Raw genomic sequence first — 12,701 nt, 5'->3', positions numbered from 1 at the left:
AACCTTTTTGCTTATTTAATTTGTTAATTTATAATCATGTTTCTAGTCTGTTCTTATCTGCTCCAAGTTATATGCCGTCTCCAAACTGCCAGCAATTCAAACTTAACGTGCCGCAGGCATACGATTGAAATAATCGCTTCGCTGTGCGAGACATATCCGCTGTGCCCATCGCGTAGAACAATGGAGCCAGATGTTCCATGCCATAGGACGGAACTGCCGTCCGCGCATGAGGAGCTTTTTTTTCATACAGAAACAATTCTCTGGTATTCCACTGCTCTAGACGCTCCCCAAGCCAGTCATCGAACTCTACGGCCCAGTCTTGTGGCTCATCATCCTGTGCCAGCATTCTCAGATTATGAACCGTTCCACCACTACCGATGATCAGCACGTTATCATGCCTAAGTTGCTCCAGCATACGCCCAATATCATACTGCTCTTGTGGGGAACGCAGCGAGTCTACCGATACGGCAATAACCGGAATGTTGGCTTCGGGATACATATGCAGTAGCGGCACCCACACGCCGTGATCCAGTCCGCGTCCTCGAACAGGTCGATGTGGCAAGTTGCTACGTGAGAATAACGCACAAATTTCGCTCGCAACATCGGTCTGCCCAGCTGCAGGGTAATGTATGTTATACATGGCTGAAGCGTATCCGTAAAAATCATGCAGGGTCTGATGGGACTCATCCATCGTCACCGAAGGCTCGGGACAGTCCCAGTGTGCGGTAAATACAACGATGGCCTTTGGAGCCGGCAGCTTGTCTCCAAGCTCGTTCAAAAATTGAGTGTAGTCACTGCTCTCCAACGCCAGAGTGGGAGAACCATGCGCAATGAATAGTGCGGGTAATGTCATTGCTGCCAACCTCCAGACACGGATAGGATGTTTACCTCTCTATTTTACCCCGAAGAAGGCGCTTTTCCAAGTTACTCCCCGTGACTTTTGACTTTTTGCTTAGATCATCCAGTGCTGCCAATCCTGTTCGATCTTCTGACGCTCACCCAGCCATTCTCTTGTCCGGGTGATTAGTTGTTCCCGCTCCTTGCCAGAAGAGAAGGTGTGGTCTCCCTGGAAAATAATCTCCTTATCGCAGCGGCCTTCCTGGCGCATCCAGAATACCTTTTGATACAGGAATGCGTAATCGACTGGAATGATCTCATCTGACGTTCCATGAACGACTAACACATCGCCGCCAAATTTGACAGCCTCTTGAAATGGTTGATGTTCTGCCAATGAATCGAAGAATTTCGGTGTGAATTTATATCCTAGGTAGTCAGCTGCACCAAGCTTCACGCCTTCATCGTACACTTCCCGTCCAGTGATCTTCACAATATCATTGAATGGATAACCTACCGAAGACCACATCACGAGATTCTTAACGCGTTTATCACGAACAGCTGTCAGCAGCGCTACTGCACCACCTAAACTATGACCAATCAAAGTCACTCGGGTCGGGTCTACATCACTGCAGTTCACAGCATAGTCCAGTACAGAGCGAGTTTGAGCAATCATAGACTCCAGTCCCTCAGCCCCATACTCGCCACTGCTCTCCCCGCAGCCGATATAATCGAAGCGCAGCACCAGATATCCATCCTCAGCCAGCTCACGAGCAGTTTTGACAAAAAGACGATCTACCCCGATCCGACTACCCACGAAACCATGGCAAATGACAGCCAGAGGAACCCGCTGTTGGTGGTTCGCCTCCTTAATGTCCTTAACCACTGGATAATGTATCGTGGCTGTTAATTCTTCCTCTCCATGGCGAATGCTGATCTGACGCTCCATGCCGATTTCCCCTTTCCGTTCCCTGACTATATATGTCATATAATAATTACTTACATTAGTCCCTCCAAGGACAGAACAACCTTCCGATCGCTGTTATCCCCAGATTTTTTGATTCCTTTTCTAAAAGGATAAATCCGGGGATAAAGGCGAACGCTTCGCTTCTTCCGGTTATTTCTGTCCTTTCCGTTCTCATGTAAGTTATTAATTTGAACCTATATCGTTTTTAATTATATAAATCCGATAAGTTTAGTGTGCATTAAAGTTGTAATAGTATATTATCATCTCAGAACCTCCGCGTCAACCTGAGTCCAATCCTCTTTTCATTGAAAAGTATAGCGCCTACAGCGGCTACTCTTTATTGTTTTTTTATCGACATGCACGCCGCAAAAATGAATGTACATTTGTTCATCCGATGCCAAATTCCTGTTGGATGTGTCGTCCGTTCCGTAAATGTACACATACAAAAGAGGTTCCAACCCAGCAACTGATTTGCCTGAGATGGAACCCCTGGAGTCACACGGATCTAAATGAAGCTCATTCATCTATACTGTATTTATTCGTAACTTCGCCGGAACATAGCATGTGTCTCCGTCTGTCCCTGCCACTCGTGCTCACGTGCAAAATCAGAACTCGCCCAGAAGCTTCCTTCTTGCTCATTTCCTTCTGTAAGTTCATCTGATACCTCTGTATCCTCCGTTAGTTGCTCCAGTGGAACAACCTCATCCATCACACCGCGGGAATTACTGTTCATCAGTAGTTTTCGCGTTAAATCATTGTTGGACTGATTCATCGTAGTCGCACTCCCATCTTAGATTTTCGTTTGGAAATGCTACTATTGTGGTGGAATCAGGCTTCCTTTATTCACAATTCACACAATCGCAATAATATGAGGTGAGAGATCAGACATGCATACGCATAGCAATACTGTACCATGGGAAAAATAACAAAAATGGCTACAACTCACACCTCCCTCGTGCCTTCTGGCGAAAGGATTGAATGTTATGGAACAGTGTATAGAATGGATCCGTGCTCACGGTAAGCTGGTGTTATTATGCACCTGTGTTATTCTCGCCTGCATTTGGATATGGAAGAACCATGAGCAGCTATTTTATAAGGAATGACTTTGCGAAAAGACAGCCCTTCCCGTATACTAAATTACCGTTAGGGTTTCTACTTCAGTGGGGACGGAAATGGGTTTAGACAGGGGGAGCAAGCAGTGGGGATTTCCTATAAGAAGCTAAGAGAAATACAGAATCGGCAAATGACCGAATTGAGTCAGATGACACCGGATAACGTGAAATTATTTAACCAGATTAGTTCCATTGCTAGAAACACAACTGCGGATGAGAGAACACAAGAAGAGTGGATTTTATCTGCGGGAAAAGAGATCGTTCAAGCGCAAAAGGATGGGCGTTCTGCTAAGGAGTTATATGGAAGTGACCTAGAGGCGGCTGTACGCTCTGGACTTGGTCTCAATGAGGAAGAAAATAGCGAAGAAGCCTCCGAGCATTCAGAAGCTCCTAAAACGAATGACATACAACCACAGCAACAGAAACAACCACGCACGCCAAAATGGTATGCGATGATTGCTTGGGCATCTGTGTCCTTTATCCTGCTGATTCAAGGCGGAGCTGGTTTAATTATCGGTTGGACAGATGGTGACATCGAGCCGTTTAGTCATATTAGTCTTTTCTCGATCATCGTGGCAGCTGTAGGCGGTATTGCTCTTGTAGAGATGCTACGCCGTCTAGCTGAGCGACCAGATGATCAAGGTGCGGACAGAAATGCTGTACCGAAAATTAATTTGCGCGGGATCGTTATCTACCTAGCTGTTGTCGTGCTCGTCTTGTTTGTGGGATACCCATTGCGTGACAGCCTGCCTGTGTTTAACCTCGCACCGTGGGTTAGTCTAGTGATTGGTATCATTGGTTTGGCCTTGTTGCGTCCCCTCTTTGGTCAAAAGAAGGCGTAAGCTAGCTATTAATGTAAAGCGGATACCCGATTGATATTGGTATTGTTAGTTCAGATAGGTAAAGGAGCCGTAATGGCTCCTTTTTGGTTTATTTTTTTTTATATTATGACCAGCTTATGAGCTTTGAGATATAAAGATATATCCCTTTTTACGCTTAACTGGCTAAATCGTTTATGAGGTTTAACGATTCCTTTTAGTCGAGACTGTCTTGATTAGCCTTCAACTGATTGCGCTGCTTGATCTCTTTACCAGGGGTTTCCCCGAATTCACGTTTAAACATGCGGATAAAATAATTCGCTTCCATACCGATCATCTCCGCCGCTTCTTTTACACTAGATCGAGGGTGATCTTGCAGCCATTGGGATGCCTTTTGCAATCTGAGACGCTGCATATATTGATGTCCGGTTACTCCATGCCTCTGATGAAATAAACGATTAAGATGCTGTACGGAGTAACCTACCGCTTCCGCAACATGCTTCAACAAGAGATCCTCCTGATAGTGTACATGCATCAACTCAATAGCACGAGCAAATGCCTCACTTCCCGGATCATTCTCCTTTTCTGCAGTAATTGTGGAGGTTTGACTCCCTTCTACCGAGCCTGCTTCTTCATGAGATACCATGCAACGTGCGATATCCAGAATAAGCTGATATATCAGGGCTGAGTTGTTCCATCCATCTGTGCGTCCTTGATCAAGCGCTGTCCAAATATCGGTCATTCGTGACCAAAACTGCTCCATATCCTTCAGATTCCGAGGTTGCGAAGGCAGGAGCCCAACGGCATGAAGCACTGATCCAGCGGACTCTCCTCCGATGCCGACATATCCAAGTTCCCAACCCGATTTGGCATGAGGCATATGCTCATAAGCTACCCCAGGTTCGATCACAAACATTTGCCCAGCATTCACTGACCAATCTCCCTTACCGGGAATCTTCAATTTCCCCATGCCAGCGCGTGACAAAAACAATTGATACACCGGAAACCCATCAGGTCTAAGCTGCGGCTTCTCTTCATGTGTCCCAACGCAATACAAATACAGCGGCAACCGGGAATCCGGCAAACCAGTCAAGCGAAATGCGAGCATTCCATCATTCCTTTCGGACATGTCCTTCTCGTGCTATTCCTCCTATTATCCCTTTGTTTGTCTGACTCGACAACCAGCCTAAGGAACCTATTTGGCGACAGGATTTTTAAAAGCCATCCACAAAAATAGAAAGAACTCATCCACAATAAAGAGATGAGTTCTTTCTATTACTATTAAACACTAAATTCTGTCTTCTCCGTTCTAGCGTAAAAAGTTTTGTTAACTTTATAAAAAATCAATTTTAATGTTGCAAAGTGCAGATTATCATATTTATTTGATTCCGCACTTATAGCGTTGTTTCATCAGATTGTATTTGTGTAGGTTCCGACACCTTTAATTTAACTAAATTAGAAGGGGAAAATAGAGCATGTTTATAATCAGTTTTTGCAACAGACAGAACGTACACTCCATAATTCAAATCATTTGAAATCGCATTACCTTCTGTATCATTTTGAATGCTTAAACTTATTTCTCCAGCAGTTGTTCCTTGATTAACTTTTTGAGAACGGTCAGATGAATTACTTAATTCTATAGCTTTATTAATATTAAAGCTTTTACCTTCTTCAACTACAAAAACTCTATACTCTGAAATCCCTGTTTCATCTGTAGCAGGAGTGAACATAATTTTCGCTGCTTGCGTTGTAGTTGCATCAGTAGCAGTCAGTGTAGCAGTCTTCACTTCAACAGGTTCTTGTTTCTTAGGCTCCACTTTAAATATATTTGAGGCTTCAGACAAACTGATTGAACGCGAATTGGTTTCTGATACCGAAACAATGAACGCTTGATATGTTTTACCAACTACGATCTGATTTCCATTGACATCAGGAGTAACTGCAAAGAACGGTACATTCGTACTTGATGCATCTTTGGATATATTTTGATAGTAATTTGCTTGCAACACAGCTTTAGCTGTATTCGGTATAAATGAACTGGCATTCTCAGAAGGTACTATCATTAAAGCATAACTTGAGATGCCACTTGCATCCCTTGGCTTATCAAAGCTAACCATCAAATCGGAGCTATTACCTACTGCTTGTTCTTGAGGTTTCAATGTAATTTTCACGGCACTGACTGCTCCAACAGCACTTGTCGTAGCCAACTTCACATCAAATCCTGTAGACAACGCATTAGCAATAGAATCATTATTGCTCATTGCGAGAACGAAGACTCGATAGTTTACATCGTTACCAATCGTAGTACCATCCGTTGCTTTTGAGTTACTATCAAGCGTAACATTGTAGTTACCGCTTCCTCCAGCTTTATTTATAATTTTAAAGTTTGAATTCCGATTAGCTTCTGCAAGGTTGAAGCTGCCTACATTCCCTGACTTAACTACAAATACACGGTATTGGTATATATTTGCCTCATTTGCTGGTCTATTAAACGTCACTTGCAAATCGCTACCATTGCCATTATCTGCAATATCCGCTGCTTGAACACCAGCTGGTGCTGTCAGGGCAGTATTTTTAGTAAGTGTGATCGGTAGAGAATAACCGGACAATGAGTTCTGGCTAGCGTTCCCGCTGCTGCTTACCGATAAAACAAACACACGATAGCTTACACCTTCTCTAATGGTTGTACCATAGACATCCCTTAGACCAGAAGATAGTGTGAAGGTCTGATTACCTCCTGTTTTGTTCACTTGTTGATAGTAAGATGAAGCATTCGCTGCATTCAGCGTAAAGCTGCCTACATTACCAGAAGGAACAACGAACACGCGGTACGATGATACTCTTGATTCGTCTGTAGCTTTGGTAAATGAAACACGTAGATCCTGGCTATTCCCGTAATCACTTACATCGGCAACCGTCAGGTTACTTACCGCGCCTGCGTTTCCGTTGTTCGTCAATCTCAGCACGGCTGAGGAAGAAGACAATATATTGGCAGCACCATTGTTACCTACAGCCAGCACATAGATCCGATAATCCTGCAGGTTCGTCACATTATAGCCGCTCGTATCCTTCATCGAAGAAGGCAGCGTTGTCGTGATGTTATTGCCTGTTTTGTTCACCGTATAATAGAAGTTAGATGATAAGTTATTTGCTGTAGTCAAATTAAAGCTGCTGGATACAGCATTACGCACTACAAAGATACGGTAACTCGACACTTTGGATTCATCCGATGAGCGGTTGAAGCTCACTTGAATATCGCGTCCATCCCCATAGTCTGAATTATCTTTAACCTGTGTAATGACAGGAGCTGTTGTAGCGTTAACTCCCAGTGTTAATGATGCAGACGCAGCAGACAGCTTGTTGTCTGTTGTTGCCGCATTAGTGCTCACGGACAGAATGTAGACAACGTAGGCTGTACCATTTTTGATGATTTCTCCGGATGTATCACGTGTGGATGAGCTGAACTGGCTCTTCATCGTCTGCGTATTTGCTTTATAGATAATCGTTGAATTGGAGTTACTCACTTTATTCGCTGCAGCTAGGTTAAATGAAGAAGCATCCTTCGCTTTCACTACGAACGCACGATAATACGTAATGTTCGACGTATTGCTCGGTTGCGTAAAGTTAATCTCCAGATCGCGTCCATCGCCGTAATCACTAATGTCTGCTGCACGCAAGCTAGTCACAGATTGAACGGCTGTCTTCACTGCGGATAATTTCAACGTTTGAGAAGACCAGCTGAGTGTATTTTTGAAGTTATTGTTGTTATTGCCCACTGTAAGTACATACAAGCGATAGGTTTCATTGGAGTTCAACAGATCTCCATTCACATCTCGCGTCTGTGCGTTGAGTGTCAACTTAGGGTTATTGCCATTCGGTGTTATGGATGTATAGTTTCCAGATGGTACGGCTGTTGCCGAAGTTTCGTTGAACCCATTCACATCACGGGTTTTGACCAGCATGACACGATAGGCTGATACTGCTCTTTCCGAAGTTGGGCGTGTGAAGCTTACGGTCAGATCGCGCCCATCTCCATTACTTCCGGATACAGAACCGTAAATATTCCAGGCTGAATATTGTGTGTCATCTACAGGCGGTGCAACCGTCTTTTTGATATCTACCCGCTGCATACGGGAGTTCCAGAACACTTTTTCTCCAAAAGCTTCGCTCACAAATCGAATCGGAACCATTGTGCTTCCTTTAATCGTATTGGCAGGTACATCTAGCGCTACGGCTTCTCCGTTAATGTAAGCAACCTTGGAACCCAGCGTCAGTGAAACTTCCTGGTCTCCCCGCGTCGCCTTAATGGTTTTCGTTTTGTTCGTATACTGTACTTTGGCATCCAATCCTTCGAAGATCGATCTCAATGGAACCAGTACACGTCCAGCCTTCATTACAGGTGCCTGAGCTGAAGATATCTCTGCATCATTGATATAAATGCTAATTCGTGCAGCAGCATCCATAACCGACGTTGGTAGTGCTGACATCAACATAGCTGATACCGCCAACGCTGACATCACCTTTTTCACTTGATTTCCTCCCGCTTTCCTCATATCCCAATATCCCCATTCTTATCATTAGTGAACTGCAAAATGTATTCATTTCATCACAATTAATCCCTGTAATTTCCTGTGTACATCTATGACGTTTGGACAAGTGAAAAAGTTTCCACCCATCCAAAATATATTTTTACAGAGATTCCCTTCCACCTTCTACCTCTCAAAGGTTAAAAATAACAGAACTTTTTGTCACTATTCCGAAACAACATCTCCATTCAAATCGTTTACTGTTAGAACAAATGGAATGATAAGATTTAGCTCTATTTAAACTTTTTTAATCTACGGGAGGTTTACACATATGACACCTTCGTACCCATCTGCCAAACGTAACGGATTGCGTTTCATCATGACAGCAACAGCTCTTGCACTGTTGATTCAATCCGGAATGGCAGGCACAGCAGGAGTCGCTGCCGCCGCTTCAACTCAGACCGAGGCCAAAGTAACGACTAATAGTTCCAAGGCAATTTATACAACATTTCAATCCAAACTCAAGCAAAAAAACGGCTTAATCGCTGCAGATGCCTATCTAACGAACCGTATTACACAAGTAACGTCTCATCATCTAACCTTGATGGTATTGCAATTAGAGAACGCTCGGTTGAAGTCATTAACGACGATGACAGACCGCATGCTCGTTCCGAATGTGCAGGACAAGATGATGAAGATTTATCAATGGAACGATACTTTTACGAGTTTAATGGGGCGCACTCAGGATACCAGTCTACAGAGTTTGTTAAAAGAAGCACGCGATAGCGGTTACAAACTCGTTATGATTGAGGGTTCTCTGTACCCCATCATGAACTACTCCTCCTTCCAGAAATATAATGCCAACGTGAAGCCTGACATTTCGAGCTATATTAATATAATGGCGGCCGAAACTAAGAAAATCCCAGCAGAAGACGGTGGACTACTTATCGGGTATCAGGAAGTACTGCTACGGGCTCGTAATCAAGAGCTATTTCTAGAGCTCTATCCAACATCGAATCGGGTGAAGCAAGTGCAGAACCTGTTGGATAGCTACACGATGTATACCTTCTATGGTCTGAATAACACGCCGTTATTTGATTACGAGACGAATAAAATGGTACCTAATGCGCAGAAAGGTTACACAGCTGTCATCCAGCGACTGGCGACCACAGATAGCCCTTTTTTAGATAAGCTTGCCTCCTTCATGGATGTGGTACGTGAAGCCAAATACGAGAAAACGACGGCCGTTGAAGCTTGGCTGGACATGAATGTGCCGCTAACAGACGACTCTATTCGCTAAACTTGCTCCGTTCAGCTTAAATGTACACAAAAAAACCGCGACAGGCTTTGACCTTCGCGGTTTTGATTTTGGTTTTAATTTAAAGTTTTTAATTCAATTTTAATTACGGTTAATTCGGTTTAACTAGAGTATAATAATTCGCTCTTCCATTCGCCTGACTACTAAACCGGCTTAACCATATGGCTGTACTCATGACCTGCAATGACAAGCAGATCATCCTTGACGTAGCCCTGTCGTTCGTACAGCATCAAGGCACGACCATTATCTCGCTCAACAATTAGGGAGACTTGCTTGTGCCCGAGAGTGCGCCCCTTCTCTTCAAAAGCAGCCATCAGCGCTCGCCCGATTCCCTGACCTTGATAGGCTTCACTTACGGACAACGTATCCAGATAGTATTCTCCCGGACGTGTTTCTTTGACTAGAGCATACTTCTCATCCTGGCTACGCCCAGGTCGATTCCGAATTGGCTCATCCAGTAGGTCTGCTTCGCTTCCGTCATAGGCCACTAGAATCCCTGCCACAACTTCATTTTGCTCCATGACCGTCACATTACGATAGCTGATCCGATTATCCTCTTGCACGAAGAACTGCCGCAAAATACGCATCGCTTCTTCATGCTCACCTTCACCCGCCAAGGCATAAGCAATATCACCTATAGCTTGGTACAGTAACGGAATGACCTGATCTACATCCTCTTTACGTGCTGGTCGAATCAGGGAACGCGCCTCTTCAGAACCAGCATTGATCGACAGATTGGAATCATTCATCAGATTAACATGTTGAACAGATTAAGATTTTTGTTTAGTTCCGTATAAGCAATGCCTTTACGGTTCATGCGTTCAATTAACGGTTGGTAATCTTCCTTGTGTAACAGTTCGATTCCCACCAGTGCTGGTCCATTTTCTTTGTCATGCTTCTTCGTATATTCAAACCGCGTGATATCATCATCCGGACCAAGAACTTCTTCCAAGAATTCACGCAGAGCTCCTGCACGTTGCGGGAAATTAACCATGAAGTAATACTTCAACCCTTCATAGATCAGGGAACGCTCTTTGATCTCCTGCATCCGGTCAATATCGTTATTGCCGCCGCTAATGACACATACTACAGTCTTTCCTGCGATCTGCTCACGGTACTGATCCAGTGCAGCAACCGCCAGTGAGCCGGCAGGCTCAACAACAATCGCATTTTCATTGTATAGCTCAAGGATGGTTGTACAAGCCTTACCTTCCGGGACTTTCACAATATCATCGAGCGTTCCACTACAGATATTGTAGGTGAGATCACCGACCCGTTTAACGGCTGCACCATCCACAAATTTATCAATATCATCCAGTGTAACCACTTGTTTGCGGAACATTGCTTCACTCATCGATGCAGCACCAAGAGGTTCAACACCGATAATGCGCGTTTCTGGACTTACTGTCTTCATATACGTTCCTACGCCAGCAGCCAAGCCGCCTCCGCCAATCGTAACGAATACATAATCGGCATTTTCATCGAGGCTCTCCATAATCTCCATCGCCACTGTACCGTTGCCTGCAATAATCTTCGGCTGGTCGAACGGATGAATGAACGTCATGCCATGTTCATCACATGCACGCATCGCTTCAGCATATGCATCGTCATACGTGTCTCCAATCAGGACTACCTCAACATTGCTGCCTCCGAAGCGACGTACCTGCTTTACCTTTTGGTTCGGCGTCGTGCTCGGCATGAAGATTTTGCCGTGGATTCCAAGTGCATTACATGAGAAAGCCACACCTTGCGCATGGTTCCCCGCACTTGCACAGACAATACCTTTCTCCATCTCTGCCGGAGTAAGGCTACGAATCATGTTATAAGCGCCCCGAATTTTGAAGGAACGCACGACTTGAAGGTCTTCCCTTTTTAAATACACATTACAATTATATTTGGCCGACAATACAGCATCCCGCTGTAGAGGTGTCCGTACAATGACTTCACGCAGCACATGATGTGCGCGTACGATATCTTCCATGCCTACACCGACATATCCGGGACTCACGGTACCCGTTGGTTCCACTGGTTTCATCTGATCTCCACACTCCACTTATATTGGCTGCAATGCTCTTGCACTGCTCTCTTTTTTTATTATTGTATCACTTTTGCTCTATTGTTGCGCCTGAGCTCGCATTATTTATCATTCGTACAATTTCATCAATAATGACCTGTGGATCTGTATACATAACCGTATGACCGGACTGATCTGCGCCAATCCATCTCGCATTGGATAGCTTACTCACAGTCTGACGATGCGCCGCAATGAGAGCAGGTCTAATCTTCCCTTCACCCTTGCTTGGCTTCGTACCTGAGATCACGCTGACCTCCAGATCACCTAGAACGGGTGGTTTTGACAATAGTGCGGTCATATCATCCAGAAACGTTTTGCCTTCGGCAAGCATCGTTTTTGCTGCCTGTACAGTGAAATCTTCTTGGAGATGATCTGCTACAACATCATCAGGCTGAACCTTTCCAGCCTTACTTCCGAGCAAGCGATATAAGCCCGTATGTGCCATAATTGGAATAAGAAAGCCATTCAAGGCAAAGCTTTTTTTAGCTAGGCTGGAGAAATACAACTCGCAATGCTCATCTGATGGATCCACCAGTACAATTCCACGTAGTTGGGATATATTCGCAGCTGCAGCAGTTCGCACAATTGGCCCACCCCAGCTATGCCCAACAAGAATGAACGGCCCTGGCCCCAGTGCAGATAACAAATCCCCCAGATCTTCTGCCATTCGTTTCAGACTGCGCGGAGCAGAATCTACTTCACTTCGTCCCGCCCCTGCTCTATCATATACGACTGTTCGTGCGTGCTCAGCAATAGCTGGTGCAACCAAGCCCCAGGTAGATCTCGAGAGCCCCATACCGGATTCAAATACCACGGTCAGTTCGCCTGCTCCTTTGGACATATAATGTAGCTTGCGACCATCACGGGCCTGAATATATGCACTTGAACCAAATGTATGTAAGCTAGGACGATGATCCATATTTCCCCTCCCGTTTATCTGTATAGTTATCCTGAACTGAATCTAATTGAAAATGATTATCAGTTGATTATAAAATATTCTTCACTTTACGACAAGCATAGCACAGCTCACCATTCTCTTTTCTAAATTATCC

Annotated in this window: 10 protein-coding genes; 2 read left to right on the top strand and 8 right to left on the bottom strand. The window is 44.5% G+C overall.

Translation table 11 applies throughout. The features are described from left to right. Positions 1 to 67: 67 nt before the first annotated feature. The 3 genes from V6W81_RS03830 to V6W81_RS03820 form a co-directional block, all read right to left on the bottom strand. Positions 68 to 853, bottom strand: a complete 786-nt coding sequence (locus tag V6W81_RS03830; protein WP_338541608.1) for a DODA-type extradiol aromatic ring-opening family dioxygenase — start codon at positions 851 to 853, stop codon at positions 68 to 70. Positions 854 to 952: 99 nt separating this feature from the next. Further along, positions 953 to 1,783: an alpha/beta hydrolase gene (locus V6W81_RS03825; protein WP_338541607.1), complete on the bottom strand. Its 831-nt coding sequence runs from the start codon at positions 1,781 to 1,783 to the stop codon at positions 953 to 955. 553 nt (positions 1,784 to 2,336) lie between these two features. Beyond that, on the bottom strand, positions 2,337 to 2,573 hold the full coding sequence (locus V6W81_RS03820) for a hypothetical protein (RefSeq protein WP_056692947.1): 237 nt from the start codon (positions 2,571 to 2,573) through the stop codon (positions 2,337 to 2,339). A gap of 426 nt (positions 2,574 to 2,999) precedes the next feature. Between V6W81_RS03820 and V6W81_RS03815 the strand changes: the two genes are divergently transcribed. Beyond that, the gene (locus V6W81_RS03815; protein ID WP_338541606.1) at positions 3,000 to 3,755 is read left to right on the top strand and encodes a DUF1129 family protein; all 756 of its coding nucleotides are present in this window, start codon (positions 3,000 to 3,002) and stop codon (positions 3,753 to 3,755) included. Between the two features lie 193 nt (positions 3,756 to 3,948). Here V6W81_RS03815 and V6W81_RS03810 read toward each other — a convergent pair whose 3' ends face one another. After that, positions 3,949 to 4,860, bottom strand: coding sequence for an AraC family transcriptional regulator (locus V6W81_RS03810; RefSeq protein ID WP_338541605.1), 912 nt, complete (start codon positions 4,858 to 4,860; stop codon positions 3,949 to 3,951). A gap of 265 nt (positions 4,861 to 5,125) precedes the next feature. Beyond that, entirely contained in the window at positions 5,126 to 8,260 is a 3,135-nt protein-coding gene (locus V6W81_RS03805; RefSeq protein ID WP_338541604.1) for a copper amine oxidase N-terminal domain-containing protein, read from the bottom strand. 328 nt (positions 8,261 to 8,588) lie between these two features. Here V6W81_RS03805 and V6W81_RS03800 point away from each other — a divergent pair, with 328 nt between their 5' ends. Then, the gene (locus V6W81_RS03800) at positions 8,589 to 9,557 is read left to right on the top strand and encodes a hypothetical protein (protein WP_338541603.1); all 969 of its coding nucleotides are present in this window, start codon (positions 8,589 to 8,591) and stop codon (positions 9,555 to 9,557) included. A 161-nt stretch (positions 9,558 to 9,718) separates the two neighbouring features. On the opposite strand, the gene V6W81_RS03795 is transcribed toward V6W81_RS03800, so the two are convergent. The 3 genes from V6W81_RS03795 to V6W81_RS03785 form a co-directional block, all read right to left on the bottom strand. Further along, the gene (locus tag V6W81_RS03795) at positions 9,719 to 10,324 is read right to left on the bottom strand and encodes a GNAT family N-acetyltransferase (protein WP_338541602.1); all 606 of its coding nucleotides are present in this window, start codon (positions 10,322 to 10,324) and stop codon (positions 9,719 to 9,721) included. Then, the gene (ilvA, locus tag V6W81_RS03790) at positions 10,324 to 11,610 is read right to left on the bottom strand and encodes a threonine ammonia-lyase IlvA (protein WP_338541601.1); all 1,287 of its coding nucleotides are present in this window, start codon (positions 11,608 to 11,610) and stop codon (positions 10,324 to 10,326) included. The genes V6W81_RS03795 and ilvA overlap by 1 nt, the downstream gene beginning before the upstream one ends. A 67-nt stretch (positions 11,611 to 11,677) precedes the next feature. After that, a complete protein-coding gene (locus V6W81_RS03785) occupies positions 11,678 to 12,568 on the bottom strand; it encodes an alpha/beta fold hydrolase (RefSeq protein WP_338541600.1) in 891 nt (296 codons plus the stop codon). Between the last annotated feature and the right edge of the window lie 133 nt (positions 12,569 to 12,701).

It is taken from the genome of Paenibacillus tundrae (assembly GCF_036884255.1).
Taxonomy (GTDB): domain Bacteria; phylum Bacillota; class Bacilli; order Paenibacillales; family Paenibacillaceae; genus Paenibacillus.
Note: the sequence above shows the minus strand (reverse complement) of the source record. Positions and strands in the feature narration are given on the sequence as shown.